The sequence below is a fragment of the Roseovarius sp. BRH_c41 genome (genome assembly GCF_000961715.1).
Taxonomy (GTDB): Bacteria; Pseudomonadota; Alphaproteobacteria; order Rhodobacterales; family Rhodobacteraceae; genus Roseovarius.
The window spans coordinates 112,482-127,647 of sequence record NZ_LADY01000059.1 but is presented as its reverse complement, the minus strand read 5'-3'; the positions used below and the strand labels follow the sequence as shown (position 1 = coordinate 127,647).

Below are 15,166 nucleotides of genomic sequence, written 5' to 3'. Positions count from 1 at the left end.
CAAATCCGGGGTATCCCGAGGCGGGTTGATGGCCCCCGCCTCGAGAAGGGAAGAGGAGAGGCGCTCAGGCCCCGATCACCCTTCCGTCGCGGGCAATACGCCCGCATCCTTGGCAGCGGCGATTTCGTCTTCGGTCAGCGCGCCATCGGCATCGGCATCCGCTGCCGTAAAGGTATCCGCCGTCGCCTCAGGCATCGCCTGCTGGAACTCGGACATGGTTACATAGCCATCTCCGTCCGCATCCATCGACGAAAATTCGCCAGCGAGGGCCACAGCGGGCAGGCTCATGGCAATCGCGAAACTGGCTGCAACGAATTCCTTGGTCATGTCGATCTTCCTTCTTTCAGGTTTAGGGGGCGCGGTTGCGCCGCCATGACCCTAAGATGGGACCACGTTGCCGCGCTGTCGCGGGGGTGATTGAAACCGGGCCAAAAGGCGCGAAATTCAGCCAGACTCAGGGGGTTGCATGCGCGGACCTACGCCGCTCCCCAAGGGCTGGCGAGAAGTGGCGCATGCACAGACCCCGTTTGAGCAATGCCGCGCCGAACCGGTTGCCACTCGGGGATCGGACGGGCTCCAGTCGAACCAGAACCGAGTCGGGTCAGGCGAGGGCAGCGGCAGGCCGGATCATACCTGTCTCGACCCCGCGCCAATTGACGATCGGTGCATTGCGATACTTGAGCGCGGCTGGATGCGCCGGGTCCAGAACCCCCAACCGTACAAGGATCGAGGCAATCGCACATTCCGCCCCGCGCGTGCCGCCATCGGCGATCTTGAGCGCCACGCCCAGCTTGCGCTGCGGCAGGATCGCGATAAAGAACGCCTCGGCCCCGGTCTTGAGCGCCACAGGCTCGGAACAGGCCCGCATCAATTCGGTGCAGGCCCGCCCCTCCCCGGCCACAAGCGCAGGATGGGCCACCATCGCCTGCCAGAGGCGCACCGCCGCCCGCTCAGCCGCATCCCCACTCTCAGAGGCCCCGGCAAACCACGCCATCGCCCGCGCCATACCGTGCAAGCTGCTGGCATGATTGGGCGCGGAACAGCCATCAATTCCATAAAAGGGCGAGGTTTCCCGCGTCACCGTCTCGAACGCCTCCAGCACCGCTCTTTGCACCGGATGATCGGGGGCGATATAGTCCGGCCCTCCGCCCAGATGTCGGTTGAGCGTCAGAAACCCGGCATGTTTACCGGAACAGTTGTTATGGACCTGACAGGGCGACGTGCCGGAACACAGCAGCGCCTTATGCGCCTCCTTGTCCTGCGGATCATGCGCGCCACAGCGGAAATCATCATCGGTCAAACCCAGATCGCCAAGCCAGCGATTGACACGGCTTGTATGGATCGCCGCCCCGTTATGCGACGCGCAGGCAAGCGCCAGTTGCTCAGTCGTCAGACCCTGCGCATCCGCCGCACCGCTGGTGATCAAGGGCAGGGCCTGGATCATCTTGGAGGACGACCGCGGCAGGATCGTCTCAGAGGGATTGCCCCAGGCCTCGACAATAGAACCGCCTGCGTCACAAATCACCGCATGACCCAAGTGCATGCTTTCGGCCATCGGGCCGCGCCAGATTTCGGTCAAGGGGACAGGTTGGCTCATTGGTTTACTCCGGCATAACGAGGGTCTGGGCGGGATGTGCGAAAATCCGCCAATTGCGTCTTTCACTTCTCGCCTGTTTCAGGCTAATATTGCAATGTCGAGACGGGACTGGTCGCATATAAAAATATTCCCGTAAAGGGTGACTGGCGACCCATGAATTTGAGGCTCAGGACAGCTTGGAGGCTGGACATATGGTATCACGAATTGCAGGCAGCATGGCCATCGCACTGGCTATGCTGGTCACACCCGCTGCGCAGGCGCAGGGCACAAGCACCAATCAGGTGGCAACAAGCACCGCATGGAGCGTGTTCGAGGATAACGATCCCCGGGAATGCTGGGCCGTGTCAGCGCCGACAGAGTCGGTCAACACCAAAGACGGGCGCGTCGTTGCGGTTCGGCGGGGCGATGTCCTTTTGATGACCTTTTTCCGCCCCGGTGCCGGCGTTCAGGGGCAGATCACCTTTACGGGCGGCTATCCCTTTGCCGGGGGATCTACCGTCAACCTCAATATCGGCGGCAGCCAATTCGAGCTTTTCACCGAAGGTGAATGGGCATGGCCTGCCAGCACCGACGATGACGCCAAGGTTCTCGCCGCGATGAAGCGCGGGGCCGATGCCGTGCTGACCGCCCGATCCGGGCGCGGCACAGTGACCAAGGATACGTTCTCGCTCTTGGGCTATACGGCGGCGGTCGAAGAGGCTGAGAAACGCTGCAAGTAAACGATCCGGGATTTCTGGACATTGATCAGAGCGGCGGGCCACATTGGTGCCGCCGCTTCTTTCTTCGGGTATGCCGCGCTATGCCTCGTCCGTCAGGATCGCGCTGACCTTGAGCGCACGTTGCACATTGCCCTCAACCTTCAATTTGCCCGACATATAGGCCATGATCGGATTCTGCTCCCCCGACAGAATGTTGCGAAAGACCTCATCGCTCGCCCTCAGAACCACATCGGCCGCGTCATCACCGGCCTGAGCGCCCTTTTCACTCAACATGACGCTGCCGTGATCCGTGATCACCAGCTTGGCCAGCCCCTTGATCCGGCCGCGCGCCTTGGGGGTCAGGGTGGTAACATAGTCGTCGATGATCGCGCTCATGGGATGCTCTCTGTGTGGTTACTCGCGGGGGTGATCTTTCCCGGAACGCCGCCCTACGCAAGCGGAACCGCGCGTCAGTCGCCCTGTGTACAATAGCCGCGTACAAAAGGTACGCCCTGTACACCTCTCACCAGCGTGACAGCGCGTCTTCGTCCTCGTCCCGCGCGGCAACCCAATCCGTGCCTGCCTCGGTCACTTCCTTCTTCCAGAACGGCGCGCGGGATTTCAGAAAATCCATAAGAAATTCAGCCGCTTGAAAGGCGTCCGCCCGATGCCGCGCTGCGGTGGCAACCATCATGATCAGATCATCGGGATGCAACATGCCGTAGCGATGGATGATCAAAATATCCCCAAGATTCCAACGACTTGCGGCCTCATTGGCAATGGTATCCAAGGCCTTCTGGGTCATGCCGGGATAATGCTCGATTTCCATCGTGCTCAACCGCGCCCCATCGAGGTCTCGCACGATCCCGGTAAAGGTCACGACCGCGCCCATACCGGATTGTTTCGCCACAAATGCATTGGCTTCGGAACCGAGATCAAAGGCAGCCTCCTGCACACGGACATCCATAGGCTAACCCCCTGTCATCGGTGGGAAAAACGCCACTTCCCGCGCTCCAGCAAGAGGGGCGTCAAAATCACTCAACTCTTGATCCACCGCCACGCGCAACGCGCCCAGATCGGCAAAGGCTGCCTCATACCGCTCTTCGCGGGCCCGCAACTCGTTAACCAAATCCATCACCGTCGCAGGCGGCGTGTCGATCCGCTCTTTCGGAAGGCCGATCCGTTCCCGCACCCAGGCAAAATAGAGCACATACATTATGCATCATCCTTTAGATAAGGGATTGATTTATTGAAGTAATCAAACCCCGTCAGCAGGGTCAAGGCCGCCGCGAACCACAATAGCCAGATGCCCACATGCCCAGCCCAGACCATGCCGGTATATTTCCACATCAGTCCGTGAATGTCATCTTCACGCCCATCCAGAATAGAGATCACCAGTTGATCATCCATGCCAAAGACCGACATACCGAAGTAGTGCTCGAACACGCCTTGGGCAAATAAGACTGCAATTGCAACCATTTGCGCAGTGGTTTTCCACTTGGCCAATTGCGTCACTTTGAGCGTCCCGGCAGTATCACCCAAAAATTCTCGCAAGCCGGACACAAAAACTTCGCGAAAGAGAATCACCGTGGCTGGCAGCACCAACCATGGCGACATGCTCGAATAACCCACGATCACCATCAACGCGATCACCACCATCGCCTTATCGGCAATCGGGTCCAACATCGTGCCCAGCTTGGTCACTTGCTTCCAGCTGCGCGCCAGATAGCCGTCGAACCAATCGGTGATTGCGGCGCTGACGAACAGGATCAGGGCAAACCAATCAGCATAAGGTCTTGTAAAATATAGAAACATGACCGCAACTGCCGGGGCGGCGAGCAGGCGGAGCGTGGTCAGGATATTGGGCAAGGTCCACGTCATGGCCACTGTTCTATCCTGTCACAGAGCGGAGGGAAAGCGCCCTTGGCACCTAGAAATCACTCAGCCTGCGGGTGGTTTCCGGGTCCATGAATCCGGCGATCGTCGCCTCTGTTTCCAGATCCATCGCGCGGCGCAAATCGGTTAATGCAGTGGCGTTCAAGACACGTTTCATAGCCCGCACCGACAGGGGCGGCAGAGCGGCCAAACGCCGGGCTGTATCCAGTGATAGTTTCATAAGATCTTGATCTGGAACGGTTTTCCATGCCACCCCCATCGTCCGCAACTCGGTCGCATCGTAGCGACCTCCCAAGAACAGCATTTCGCGCGCTGTGTTAAGACCGACCAGCGCGGGCAGCAGACTGCTCACCCCGCCGGTGACAAAGACATTGAGCGACACTTCGGGAAAGAACCCACGCGCCGATTCGGCCCATATCGGAAAGTCACAGTTGATTGCCCACTCGAACCCCCCTCCCACGGCCCATCCGTTGATCGCGCCGACGACAGGTTTATTATTTAAAACAATGGCATAGGTGGCACGCTGGATCGCGCAAACCAGATCGCGCGCCTCTTCTTCACAGGTCGGATGCACGTGTTCGCGCCGATCATCACCGGCACAAAACGCCTTTCCTGCCCCGGTAAAAATGATCGCGCGTGTTTTGGGATCGGCATTCGCATCCTCAAACGCCCGCGCCACATCGTCGATTAACCGGCGGTTCATCGCATTCAGACTGCCGGGACGATTCAGCGTGATACAGCGGACGCCGTCCTCCAAGATTTCGCTAAGCACAGTTTCATACATAAAATCAGTCATTTATGGGACCTCACCACACGCTTAGTCTTGCCCTCGGTCAGTGGAAATGTCCCATGTGGCACGATTTTGACCCGCGCTGTTGCCCCGAGTTTGGCCTTGATCTCGGACGCAATAGCGTCGGCCAATCCGTCCGACGCACCCTGCCCCTTGGCCAGTTCCACACATACCGGCAAGGCGTCATAAGGCGGCGGCGCATCGAGCGTGATCCGGTAATCCCCTGATAACTCGACGAATTCATTGATGACCGCCGCAACCATTGTGGGAAAGAGGTTGAGTCCGCGCACGACAACCATGTCATCCGACCGCCCCACCACCCGGAAACGAAACCCGGTGCGCCCGCAGGTGCACGGCGCGGTTTCATCCACCGCGATGATATCGCCACTGCGAAACCGCACCAGCGGCTGACAATCGCGCAAGAGATGGGTCAGCACCAACTCGCCCGTCTGCCCCGCCTCAAGTGGGAGAGGCGCGCCGGTGTCAGGGTCGATCAGTTCAGGGTAAAGCACGTCGGCGGCCATGTAGTGCAGCCGCGTGTCCTGTGTGCATTGCGCCGCGAAATTGCAGAACACATCCGAGACGCCGTAATTGGCATTGCGCGGCTCCATCCCCCAGACATCCCGCAGACGCGCGCGAAAAGCCGGATCGTCCAACCCCGCCTCGCCACCAAAAAGCCCGAGCCGAAGGCCCAGATCACGTGGCCTAAGTCCCGGAAACTTCTCGGCAATCACCCGCTCCAACACAGATGGATATGAGGGCGTGCAGGAAATCGCGGTGATCCCCACCTCCTGAATGGTGCGTACCAATAGCTCAGTTGATCCCACACCAAAGGGCACCACCATCGCGCCCGTCGCCTGCAAGGTCATGTGATCGGTCAGCCCCCCCATCCACATCTGATAGTTCAGGCAATGCACCACGGTATCCTCAGGCGTAAGGCCAGCGGCGGATTGACAGCGCCCGCCAACCGTTTCCGTCACCGCGCAATCGCGCGCCGAGAGCGCCAGATTCATCGCCTGCCCCGTGGTGCCAGAGGTGCGGTGCAGGCGGACGGCATCACGACGCGGCGCGGCCATGTAATTGCCAAACGGCGGATGATCGGCCTGAGAGACCCGCAATTGCGCCTTGTCCGACAGGGGCAGGTCCGGCAGGTCGCGCAGGTCGGCGGGGGGCGTTTGCCCCTGCCACAGTTCACGGTAGAATTCCGAGCGCCGCGCGACATGGGCGCTCTGCACCGCCCAGGCGGCGGCCTGATGCACGCGAAAGCGTTCGAGGCTGGCATATTCGGCTTGGTCAAGCGGGCTCATGGCTGCATTCCCCGTTCCCAGATGGTTGTGAGCGTGGCAATCACCGCCGCGCGGTCGGCGGACACATCAACCAGCCCCGGCTCCTGCGAGAGATAGAGACTGGATAAATACTGATCCGTCATGCCGCCCAGCGCATAGGCGCGGCGGGTAAGTTCGGCGTCGCTCAACGTATCGCGCCCCTCGCGCGCCAGCCTGCGGCGGGTAGCGGCCACGACGGTGTCGATCCATTCTCGATTGAGGCGATGAAAGGCCGCGCGGGCCGCCGGAAACGCATCGACTTGGTGGATGAGGCATTTCATCAACCCGCGATTGGCCTCGAACAGGCGGGCGTAGGCCTCGGTCGCGGGGCGCATGCTCCGCTCGGCGCTGGTCTGGCTGGCGCGGATCATCCCCGCTTGCAGAAACGCGGCGAACCCTTGCAGCAGGTCATCGAGCAGATGCGCCTGATCGGGAAAGTAGAGGTAAAAGGTGCCATTGGCGACGCCCGCCTCCTTGCAGATCGCGGTGATGGTTAAATCCGTGAGCGCCGCGTGTTCCAAGAGTGCGCAGGCCGCGATGCGGAGCGCCTGCGCGGTGCGGATGCCCTTGGACTCGCCCTCGACCTGCGCGGCAAGGAACGCGGGATAGCTGGTTTGATCGGCGGGTGATTGCATGGCGACTCAAAATGAAACTGACGTCATATTCAGTTTCAGAGCCCGCTCTGTCAACCCGGTTTACCACTGCCCCGCTCAGCCCCGTTCGTGGAAGAAATCATAGAGTTTCTGCGCCATCGCGTCCGAAACCCCCTCAACTGCGCGCAGGTCGGCCAGATTGGCGCGGCTCACCGCCTTGGCGCTGCCGAAATGCGCCAAGAGCGCGCGCTTGCGCGCGGCCCCGATGCCCGGCACCTCATCCAGCGGTGTGGCCCCCACCGCCTTGGCGCGTTTCGCGCGATGCGTGCCGATGGCAAAGCGATGCGCCTCGTCACGCAAACGCTGCACGAAATAGAGCACCGGGTCGTTATGGCGCAGCGCCATTGGATGTTTGCCGATGCGGTGAAACTCCTCTTTACCGTGGTCGCGGTCCACGCCCTTGGCGACGCCCACCATCGGGATATCCTCGACCCCCATCTCGCGCATGATACTGGCCACGACGCTCACTTGCCCCGCCCCGCCGTCGATCAGCAAGAGGTCGGGCCATTGGCCTTGGCTGCGGTCTGGGTCCTCTTTCAAAAGGCGCTTGAAGCGGCGAGTCAGCACCTCTTTCATCATCCCGAAATCGTCACCGGGGGTGAGGGCGTCACCGCGTATGTTGAATTTGCGATACTGGTTCTTCATCATGCCTTCGGGGCCTGCGACAATCATCGCACCCACGGCATCGGTGCCCTGAATATGACTGTTGTCATAGACCTCGATCCGCTGTGGCGGCCCGGCCAAATCAAACGCCTCCGCCAAGCCGCGCAGCAGTTTACCTTGGGTGGCTGTCTCGGCCAATTTACGCGCCAAACTCTCGCGGGCATTGCGCATCGCGGCGTCGATCAATTCGGCCTTCTCCCCACGCAGTGGCACCGTCAGCGTCACCTTGCGACCGAGCTTGTCGCTCAAGGCCTGTTGCATCAGATCGGCATCCTCGATCGGATGCGAAAGCAGCAAGCCGCGCGGTGGTTCCTTGCTATCGTAGAACTGGCCGATAAAGGCCTCGAGCGCCTCGGCCTCTTCGACATCCACGCCGACGCGGGGATAGAAATCCTGATTGCCCCAGTTCTGCCCGCCGCGAATAAAGAACACCTGCACACAGGCCTGCCCGTTTTCCAGATGCAGGGCGATCACATCGGCCTCGTCCACGGTGCGGGGATTGATGCCTTGGGCGGTCTGCACCTGTGTCATCGCCTTGATGCGGTCACGCAACGCGGCGGCACGCTCAAACTCCATCGCCTCGGCGGCCTCGGCCATTTGGGCCGCAAGTTTCTCTTGGATTTCAGTGGACCGGCCCGACAGATACCGTTCGGCATCGCTGACCTGCACCGCATAGTCGGCGCGGCTGATCTTGCCAACACAGGGCGCAGTGCAGCGTTTGATCTGATGTTGCAGGCAGGGGCGCGTGCGGCTCTCGAACATCGCATCGGTGCAATTGCGCAACTGAAATACGCGCTGCAACTGGGCGAGTGTCCGGTTGACCGCGCCCGCGCTGGCGAAAGGGCCATAATAGGAGCCCTTCTCCCGCTTCGCGCCACGATGTTTTTTGATCATCGGAAAATCATGACCGGTGACAAGGATGTTGGGAAAACTCTTGTCATCGCGCAAGAGCACGTTGTAGCGCGGCTTGAGTTGCTTGATGAGATTCTGTTCGAGCAGCAACGCCTCGGTTTCGGTCGCGGTGGTCAGAAACATCATTGAGGCGGTTTCTGAAATCATCCGCGCGATGCGTCCCGTATGTCCACTAGGGCGGGCATAGTTTGACACGCGAGCCCGCAGATTGCGCGCCTTGCCGACATAGAGTACCCGCGCCTGCGCATCGAGCATCCGGTAGACCCCTGGTGAGGCATCCAGAGAACGCAGGTAGTCGCGGATTACCTCATAGCCGGTTTTCGGAGTGGTGATGGGGTCAGTGTCAGGCATTGTCGTCCAGATATGATTCCCAATGAGTGCTGCAATGATACCGAACCGAGAGCAAGAGAGAAGCTGTCCACGATTCTTGTGGATAAGTCTGGAGATAAGTTTCAGTAAAGTGGAAATTTCTCTTGAATTCGGCTGGCTTCGTTGAGTTGCCTACTTTTTAAGCAGTTTCTCAAGGCTTTGATTTTATGCAGAAAAAATAAAGGTGGCGAACAAAACACTGATAACATTAGCATTTTTGTAACGGCCACGTGACGGGCCGGTGACCAGTGCAAAACTTTTCCGGCAGGACGGGTCCTTTATTCTACACCAAGGACATCCGGGGTCTGCCAGCCAAGGTGCTGACCCCCATCCACACACAGCAATTGACCAGTCACAGCCGGCGCATTGAGGAAATAGGCGAGCGCCCCAGTGATGTCGGATCCATTCGCGCCGCGCCTCAAAACGGTGGCGTGGCGCTGGTTCTGAAAATGGCTGTCGCTCTGGCGATGGCCCTGCAACGTGGGGCCCGGCCCAATCGCATTGACACGAATGCGTGGCGCAAGCGCTTGTGCGGCGGTTTGTGTAAAGGCCCATAGGCCTAATTTGGCGATGGTGTAGGTCATGAACTCGGGCGTCAGTTTGCGCACACGTTGGTCGATCATGTTGATCACCAAACCCTGCGCCAACGGCTCACCCTGCGCATCAGGAACGGGGTCAGGCACCTGTCGAGCCATTTCTTGCGTCAGCACGAAGGGCGCGCGCAGATTGCTCTCCATATGCCGATCCCAGCTCTGTCGGCTTGCGCTCTGGATATTGTCATACTCAAAAATTGAGGCGTTGTTGATCAGTGTCGTGATCGGTCCACCAAGCGTCTCGGCGGCACGGGCCACCAACGCCGTCACTTGCGCTTCTTCGAGCAAATCGGCCTGAAGTGTCACGGCACGACGCCCCAGAGCGCGGATTTCTTTGGCCACCCCCTCGGCCTCGTCGCTCGAAGAGGCAAAATGCACCGCAACGTCATGACCTTGTCGCGCCAGCTCCAGCGCCATCGCCCGGCCCAGACGTTTGCCTGCACCCGTCACCAAAGCTCGAGTCATTCAGTCTCTCCAATCATATCAGGATGAACGAGACATAGGCCACGTAGGTGAAGGTCAAGACGATGCCCCAAAAACGATTGATGTCGAACTTGAAGAATACAAAGGGAATGATCAGGAGAGCTGTGCCCAACATAACCCAGAGGTCAAATCTTAGGAACTGAGGGTCCACCGGAATGTTTCCGACCAAAGCGGCCACCCCGATGATCCCCAAGAGGTTGAACATGTTCGAGCCGATTACATTGCCAAGCGCCACATCCGCCTGTTTGCGCAGGGCCGCCATAACCGTGGTTGCAAGCTCTGGAAGAGATGTCCCCACCGCGACCAGCGTTAGGCCAATCACGGCCTCGCTCACACCATAGCGTTCAGCGATGATCGAGGCATTATCCACGAGAATGTCGGCACCAAGCGGAAGACCTACCAAACCAAGCACCAGAAAGGTCATGATCTGCCACCAAGGCATACTTGGATCGGCACCTTCCACATCTTCAATCCGGTCTGCATCGGACAGCGGGGCAATGGCGGCATCACGGCGATGGGCAAGCGTATCACGAAACGCGTCCGTCAACATGAGCACCAAGGCGGCCAAAAGGATCAGAGCAGCTATCCAATCAAATGTGCCGCGAAAGGCCAGAAGGATGAAGAGCACAGTTGCCGCGAGCATCTGGAGATAGGATTTAGAACAGCTGCAGCCGCTGGTGTGGAGAACCGAGAGAATGGCCGGTATTCCCAATACAAGCAGGATATTGGCGGTGTTCGATCCCACAACATTGCCAAGCGCCAATCCGGGCTTGTTATCCAGCACCGCATTCACGGAAATCAGAAGTTCGGGGGCGGAGGTGCCAAAAGCCACCACTGTGAGGCTGACGATAAGGGCAGGAATTCCCACCCGCAGGCTGAGATTCACCGCGCCTTTGACCAAGGCGTCACCAGCCAGCAAAAGGATCACCAGCCCAAGCGCCGATAAGAGCCATGGCATCATTTCAACTTACCTTTTTCGCAAGAACAAGGGCCTTTGCCGATCCGGTAGCGGCCGCATTTTGGGCATTTGGCCTCGCTCAGCCGCTTCTGCCCCGGAAAGCGTAGGCGCCCAAACATCGCCAGCACGCCCATGGCAACCAGAAACAATATGACGATCTTGACCAACACGTCAGAGACCGAACCGGGCATAGCTTGCCCGTTCCTCGACAAATGACAGGGCATCCTGTGTGAGAGACGCTCCAAACCTTTGAAAGAGACCGCGCTTGCGCCCGTATTTGGAAAACCGGACCTTGTCGCCGTAAAGCGCTTTCATCTTGGGAACCAGATGACCAATTCCATCGGCGAGTCCCAATTCTATGCTGCGCGCACCGAGCCAGAATTCGCCGGTGAAGAGATCGGGATCGTCCGCCAGCTTGCTTCCGCGCCGGGACTTCACATGGGTGATGAAGGCTCCATGAATATCCTCCAGAATACCCTTGAGGCGGGTCACATCCTCGGGCTTTTCCGGCATGAACGGGTCCAGCGTGCTCTTGGATTTGCCCGCCGTGTAGATGCGCCGTTCGACCCCCTGTCGGGCCAGAAACTCGTTCGCGCCAAAGCCCGCCGATATCACCCCGATAGAGCCCAGCACCGACGAAGCATCGACCCAGATATCATCCGCAGCCACCGCCAGCCAATAGCCGCCCGAGGCCGCAACATCCTCGACAAAGGCATGAACCGGGATGCTCTTTTCCTCGGCGAGCCGCCGGATACGGGCGGCGATCAAAGAGGATTGCACCGGCGATCCGCCGGGGGAGTTTATCACCAGCGCCACCGCCACCGGCTTGCCGCGCGAGAATGCCTTTTCAATGACCGGACCGATGGTCTCGTCACTCAGGGGCGCACGCGAGCCGGAGCCAATCATGCCCGCGAGTCGAATGACAGCTACGGTTGGCTTGCGTTTGATAAATGGGATCAATTGTCTCATGCAGCCCGATGTAGAGTGCTGAGCCAAGACAAACAAGGCAGGCCGCGCAACTGACCCCACTACATCGAAGCAATAAAGACGGCGCCGCGTGAAAAAGATCACGCGGCGCCACTCAGGATTTAATCCGGTATCCGGTCTTAAAGATCAGCCAGACCACGGCGAGGCAAAGGCCAAAGAACAGGCCAACCGCCAGCAGGCTGTAGCCAATACCCACATCCGCCACACCAAAAAAGGACCAGCGGAAACCCGAGATGAGATAGACCACCGGGTTAAAGAGCGTAACGACCTGCCACGCAGGCGGCAGCATCGAGACCGAGTAAAACGCGCCACCGAGGAACACCAAGGGGGTGATCACCAAAAGCGGAATAAGCTGCAATTGCTGAAAGTTCTCGGCCCAAATCCCGATGATGAACCCAAACAGGGCAAAGGAGACACAGATCATCAGCAGAAATACAACCATGATTACCGGATGCTGAATGTCGAGTTCGACAAAGATGCTGGCGGTGATGAGGATGACGGCGCCGATCATCAGTGCCTTGGTGGCAGCGGCCCCAACATAGCCCAGAACGATTTCGAGGAAGTTGACCGGGGCCGACAGCAACTCAAAAATCGTGCCGATGAACTTCGGGAAATATATTCCGAAAGACGCATTGCTGATCGCCTGCGTCATCACACTGAGCATGATAAGACCCGGCACGATGAAGGCGGCATAGCTCACACCTTCGACCTCTTCGATTCTGCCCCCAATGGCTGCGCCAAAGACCACAAAATAGAGCGTGGTGGAAATGACCGGTGACAGCAGACTCTCAAGAATAGTGCGGAAAAACCGTTTCATCTCGTAGATGTAGATCGCAAGGATCGCATGCAGGTTCATGCCGCATCCTCCCGCACGAGGCCTACGAAGATTTCTTCGAGGCTGCTCTCCCGCGTTTCAATGTCACGCACCGATAGTCCCTCTTCGGCCAATGCCTGCAAGAGCCGGGTGATCCCCGTGCCCTCCGCACGCGTTTGGTAGTTGTAGATGAGCGAATGTCCATCCTCGGCACGGTCCAAATCATAGGTCGCAAGGCTCGCAGGGATTGCGTCGAGAGAGGTCACGAGCTCAATGCGCAACGACTTGCTGCCCATTCGGCGCATCAATGCGGTCTTGTCCTCAATCAGCAGGATTTCTCCCCGATTGATGACCGCGATGCGATCGGCCATTGCCTCGGCCTCTTCCAGATAATGCGTGGTGAGGATGATGGTCACACCGCTCTTTTGCAGATCGCGCACCACCTCCCACATGTCCCGGCGCAGTTCCACATCGACGCCCGCCGTCGGCTCATCCAGAAAGAGAACGCGCGGTTCGTGGCACAGCGCCTTGGCAATGAGCACCCGCCGCTTCATACCGCCTGACAGTTCCCGTATCCGATTATTGCGTTTGTCCCAAAGTGACAGTTGCCGTAAAATTTTCTCGATCAGCACTTCGTCGCGTGGCTTGCCGAATAGGCCGCGCGAAAACCGGACGGTGTTGATTACCTTTTCAAACGGCTCCAACGCGATTTCCTGCGGCACGAGGCCGATCATCGCCCGCGCGGCGCGATATCCAGTGATGATGTCATGCCCGCCGACCGAAGCGTGCCCGCCGGTGGGCGTGGTGATTCCGCACAGCGTTGAAATCAGCGTTGTTTTGCCCGCGCCGTTCGGACCAAGCAGCGCGAGAATCTCACCCTCTTCGATGGCGAGCGTAACATTGTCGAGCGCAGTGAACCCGCCCCTGTAGGTTTTGGTCAGACCTTCGACCCTGACGATTGCCGCCATATCAGCCCCCTTTTTTTGTACGCAGAACCTAAACCGCTGGTGACTGAGCGCAACATGCATCCCCGCATAGGCATCTGTGCGCCGATGCGCGGCGTTGCCGATCAGAGAACAGTCTGTTTTTGTGAGTTTGTTCATAGTTTCGCGGCATGCTGTTAGAGTATCGGAGATGCCCTGTGGCGCGCCTGACGGACACGAGGATGACGGAATGATCAGACAGATTTTCGCCCTGAGCCTGCTGGTATGGGGGATGATGATGACCCCAACCCCTAGCCGCGCAGAACCGCGCATTCTTGTGATGGGTGATTCTCTCTTGGCGATGCACAAACTGTTGGGGCGCTCGGTCTCTTCCTCGGTTGAGCGGGAATTGCGCGTGCGCGTCACCGACATGTCGGTTGCCGGGGCAAGATTCCTCTACCGCCTGCCCATCAGCGGTGCGCTTGGCCTCAATATTACCAAGCAATTTCGTCAGGGCGATTGGGATTGGGCCGTGCTGAATGGCGGCGGCAATGATCTCTGGCTTGGCTGCGGTTGCATGCGCTGCGCGGGCAAGCTGGATCGCCTGATTTCCAGCGACGGGCGGCGCGGCGTGATCCCCGGGTTTGTTTCACGTCTACGTCAGAGCGGCGCACAGGTGATCTATGTGGGCTATCTGCGCACGCCCGGGATCACATCACCAGTGGAACATTGCACCGATGAAGGGGCCGAAATGGATCGTCGCGTGGCCCTTCTCGCGGGGCTGGACCGGGGCGTTTACTTCCTGCCACTGGCGGATATGGTGCCCCATGGCGACCGCTCTTATCACGCCATCGACCTTATTCATCCCTCGTTCAAGGCCAGCCGCATGATCGGTCAACGCATTGCGCGGATCGTTGTGGAGAATGATCCCGGGCGGGTTTCTCATAACCGGATCATGACAGACTGACCGATGCTAACTAATCAACCGTTTGAGCCAGCCCTTCTTCTCGGCCTCGGGTTCAGGGTCATCCTCGGATGGCCCTTCGAGCACCTCTTCGAGACGGGCAAAGAACTGATCCGCCATCTTCTTGGCAAAACCGTCCACTAACCGACTGCCCAATTGTGCCAGCTTGCCGCCGACGCTGGCCTCTACATCATAGCTCAGCCGCGTGCCGGTCTCGCTATCCTCCAGCCGCACATTGGCGCCACCCTTGGCATAGCCTGCGGCCCCGCCCTTGCCCTCACCGGTCAGGGTCAGGCTCTGCATCTCGACAATGTTCGAAACTTTCACCATGCCCTTGAACGTGGCCTTGACCGGCCCGACCTTTTGCACAACGGTCGCCTCAAAGCCATCCTCTGGCGTGCCTGTCACGTCTTGGGCGCCGGGCACACATTCCTTGAGCACCTCGGGGCTGAGCAGGGCGGCCCAGACCGTCGCCCGATCCGCCTTGATGTCGCGTGCGTCACTCATCTGCATGTGGTCATCCCCTCCCAGTCCGTGATGC

General features: G+C 59.2%; 19 protein-coding genes. 2 read left to right on the top strand and 17 right to left on the bottom strand.

Translation table 11 applies throughout. The features are described from left to right. Window positions 1-75: 75 nt before the first annotated feature. Complete coding sequence (locus tag VR71_RS18420; RefSeq protein WP_009816608.1) at window positions 76-327, bottom strand: EF-hand domain-containing protein; 252 nt, start codon at window positions 325-327, stop codon at window positions 76-78. A gap of 274 nt (window positions 328-601) precedes the next feature. Next, on the bottom strand, window positions 602-1,597 hold the full coding sequence (locus tag VR71_RS18415) for an asparaginase (protein WP_045686078.1): 996 nt from the start codon (window positions 1,595-1,597) through the stop codon (window positions 602-604). A 215-nt stretch (window positions 1,598-1,812) separates the two neighbouring features. Between VR71_RS18415 and VR71_RS18410 the strand changes: the two genes are divergently transcribed. Next, entirely contained in the window at window positions 1,813-2,316 is a 504-nt protein-coding gene (locus VR71_RS18410) for a hypothetical protein (protein WP_009816610.1), read from the top strand. Between the two features lie 78 nt (window positions 2,317-2,394). Here VR71_RS18410 and VR71_RS18405 read toward each other — a convergent pair whose 3' ends face one another. From VR71_RS18405 to VR71_RS18340, 14 genes are all read right to left on the bottom strand, one after another. Further along, window positions 2,395-2,691 carry an SCP2 sterol-binding domain-containing protein gene (locus VR71_RS18405; protein ID WP_045686077.1) on the bottom strand — a complete coding sequence of 99 codons (297 nt, stop codon included), beginning with the start codon at window positions 2,689-2,691 and terminating at the stop codon, window positions 2,395-2,397. 127 nt (window positions 2,692-2,818) lie between these two features. Further along, entirely contained in the window at window positions 2,819-3,262 is a 444-nt protein-coding gene (locus tag VR71_RS18400) for a molybdenum cofactor biosynthesis protein MoaE (protein ID WP_009816613.1), read from the bottom strand. A gap of 3 nt (window positions 3,263-3,265) precedes the next feature. Then, a complete protein-coding gene (moaD, locus tag VR71_RS18395) occupies window positions 3,266-3,511 on the bottom strand; it encodes a molybdopterin converting factor subunit 1 (RefSeq protein ID WP_045686076.1) in 246 nt (81 codons plus the stop codon). Further along, window positions 3,511-4,176, bottom strand: coding sequence for a CDP-diacylglycerol--glycerol-3-phosphate 3-phosphatidyltransferase (gene pgsA, locus VR71_RS18390; RefSeq protein WP_009816615.1), 666 nt, complete (start codon window positions 4,174-4,176; stop codon window positions 3,511-3,513). Before pgsA ends, moaD begins: the two co-directional genes overlap by 1 nt. 49 nt (window positions 4,177-4,225) lie before the next feature. Next, a complete protein-coding gene (locus VR71_RS18385) occupies window positions 4,226-4,987 on the bottom strand; it encodes an enoyl-CoA hydratase/isomerase family protein (protein WP_296430568.1) in 762 nt (253 codons plus the stop codon). Beyond that, a complete protein-coding gene (locus tag VR71_RS18380) occupies window positions 4,984-6,288 on the bottom strand; it encodes a phenylacetate--CoA ligase family protein (RefSeq protein ID WP_045686075.1) in 1,305 nt (434 codons plus the stop codon). Before VR71_RS18380 ends, VR71_RS18385 begins: the two co-directional genes overlap by 4 nt. After that, window positions 6,285-6,941 (bottom strand): TetR/AcrR family transcriptional regulator, encoded by a 657-nt coding sequence (locus VR71_RS18375; protein WP_045686074.1) that lies wholly within the window; start codon window positions 6,939-6,941, stop codon window positions 6,285-6,287. The genes VR71_RS18380 and VR71_RS18375 overlap by 4 nt, the downstream gene beginning before the upstream one ends. A gap of 75 nt (window positions 6,942-7,016) precedes the next feature. Beyond that, complete coding sequence (uvrC, locus tag VR71_RS18370; RefSeq protein ID WP_045686073.1) at window positions 7,017-8,885, bottom strand: excinuclease ABC subunit UvrC; 1,869 nt, start codon at window positions 8,883-8,885, stop codon at window positions 7,017-7,019. Between the two features lie 296 nt (window positions 8,886-9,181). Beyond that, entirely contained in the window at window positions 9,182-9,961 is a 780-nt protein-coding gene (locus VR71_RS18365) for an SDR family oxidoreductase (protein ID WP_045686072.1), read from the bottom strand. A 13-nt stretch (window positions 9,962-9,974) separates the two neighbouring features. Next, entirely contained in the window at window positions 9,975-10,940 is a 966-nt protein-coding gene (locus tag VR71_RS18360; protein WP_045686071.1) for a calcium/sodium antiporter, read from the bottom strand. Further along, a complete protein-coding gene (locus VR71_RS18355) occupies window positions 10,937-11,128 on the bottom strand; it encodes a hypothetical protein (RefSeq protein WP_009816622.1) in 192 nt (63 codons plus the stop codon). The genes VR71_RS18360 and VR71_RS18355 overlap by 4 nt, the downstream gene beginning before the upstream one ends. Further along, window positions 11,109-11,906, bottom strand: coding sequence for a S49 family peptidase (locus VR71_RS18350; RefSeq protein WP_045686070.1), 798 nt, complete (start codon window positions 11,904-11,906; stop codon window positions 11,109-11,111). The genes VR71_RS18355 and VR71_RS18350 overlap by 20 nt, the downstream gene beginning before the upstream one ends. Window positions 11,907-12,018: 112 nt before the next feature. After that, window positions 12,019-12,780 carry an ABC transporter permease gene (locus tag VR71_RS18345; RefSeq protein WP_045686069.1) on the bottom strand — a complete coding sequence of 254 codons (762 nt, stop codon included), beginning with the start codon at window positions 12,778-12,780 and terminating at the stop codon, window positions 12,019-12,021. Then, a complete protein-coding gene (locus VR71_RS18340; RefSeq protein ID WP_045686107.1) occupies window positions 12,777-13,706 on the bottom strand; it encodes an ABC transporter ATP-binding protein in 930 nt (309 codons plus the stop codon). The genes VR71_RS18345 and VR71_RS18340 overlap by 4 nt, the downstream gene beginning before the upstream one ends. A 205-nt stretch (window positions 13,707-13,911) precedes the next feature. Here VR71_RS18340 and VR71_RS18335 point away from each other — a divergent pair, with 205 nt between their 5' ends. After that, on the top strand, window positions 13,912-14,628 hold the full coding sequence (locus tag VR71_RS18335) for an SGNH/GDSL hydrolase family protein (RefSeq protein WP_045686106.1): 717 nt from the start codon (window positions 13,912-13,914) through the stop codon (window positions 14,626-14,628). Window positions 14,629-14,634: 6 nt separating this feature from the next. On the opposite strand, the gene VR71_RS18330 is transcribed toward VR71_RS18335, so the two are convergent. Beyond that, window positions 14,635-15,138, bottom strand: coding sequence for a CoxG family protein (locus VR71_RS18330; protein ID WP_045686068.1), 504 nt, complete (start codon window positions 15,136-15,138; stop codon window positions 14,635-14,637). Window positions 15,139-15,166: the final 28 nt, after the last annotated feature.

Excerpts from the sequence above, each read along its gene's own strand:
- VR71_RS18420 (WP_009816608.1), bottom strand. The coding sequence starts at position 327 with ATGACCAAGGAATTCGTTGCAGCCAGTTTCGCGATTGCCATGAGCCTG.
- VR71_RS18415 (WP_045686078.1), bottom strand. The coding sequence starts at position 1,597 with ATGAGCCAACCTGTCCCCTTGACCGAAATCTGGCGCGGCCCGATGGCC.
- VR71_RS18410 (WP_009816610.1), top strand. The coding sequence starts at position 1,813 with ATGGCCATCGCACTGGCTATGCTGGTCACACCCGCTGCGCAGGCGCAG.
- VR71_RS18405 (WP_045686077.1), bottom strand. The coding sequence starts at position 2,691 with ATGAGCGCGATCATCGACGACTATGTTACCACCCTGACCCCCAAGGCG.
- VR71_RS18400 (WP_009816613.1), bottom strand. The coding sequence starts at position 3,262 with ATGGATGTCCGTGTGCAGGAGGCTGCCTTTGATCTCGGTTCCGAAGCC.
- moaD (WP_045686076.1), bottom strand. The coding sequence starts at position 3,511 with ATGTATGTGCTCTATTTTGCCTGGGTGCGGGAACGGATCGGCCTTCCG.
- pgsA (WP_009816615.1), bottom strand. The coding sequence starts at position 4,176 with ATGACGTGGACCTTGCCCAATATCCTGACCACGCTCCGCCTGCTCGCC.
- VR71_RS18385 (WP_296430568.1), bottom strand. The coding sequence starts at position 4,987 with ATGACTGATTTTATGTATGAAACTGTGCTTAGCGAAATCTTGGAGGAC.
- VR71_RS18380 (WP_045686075.1), bottom strand. The coding sequence starts at position 6,288 with ATGAGCCCGCTTGACCAAGCCGAATATGCCAGCCTCGAACGCTTTCGC.
- VR71_RS18375 (WP_045686074.1), bottom strand. The coding sequence starts at position 6,941 with ATGCAATCACCCGCCGATCAAACCAGCTATCCCGCGTTCCTTGCCGCG.
- uvrC (WP_045686073.1), bottom strand. The coding sequence starts at position 8,885 with ATGCCTGACACTGACCCCATCACCACTCCGAAAACCGGCTATGAGGTA.
- VR71_RS18365 (WP_045686072.1), bottom strand. The coding sequence starts at position 9,961 with ATGACTCGAGCTTTGGTGACGGGTGCAGGCAAACGTCTGGGCCGGGCG.
- VR71_RS18360 (WP_045686071.1), bottom strand. The coding sequence starts at position 10,940 with ATGATGCCATGGCTCTTATCGGCGCTTGGGCTGGTGATCCTTTTGCTG.
- VR71_RS18355 (WP_009816622.1), bottom strand. The coding sequence starts at position 11,128 with ATGCCCGGTTCGGTCTCTGACGTGTTGGTCAAGATCGTCATATTGTTT.
- VR71_RS18350 (WP_045686070.1), bottom strand. The coding sequence starts at position 11,906 with ATGAGACAATTGATCCCATTTATCAAACGCAAGCCAACCGTAGCTGTC.
- VR71_RS18345 (WP_045686069.1), bottom strand. The coding sequence starts at position 12,780 with ATGAACCTGCATGCGATCCTTGCGATCTACATCTACGAGATGAAACGG.
- VR71_RS18340 (WP_045686107.1), bottom strand. The coding sequence starts at position 13,706 with ATGGCGGCAATCGTCAGGGTCGAAGGTCTGACCAAAACCTACAGGGGC.
- VR71_RS18335 (WP_045686106.1), top strand. The coding sequence starts at position 13,912 with ATGATCAGACAGATTTTCGCCCTGAGCCTGCTGGTATGGGGGATGATG.
- VR71_RS18330 (WP_045686068.1), bottom strand. The coding sequence starts at position 15,138 with ATGCAGATGAGTGACGCACGCGACATCAAGGCGGATCGGGCGACGGTC.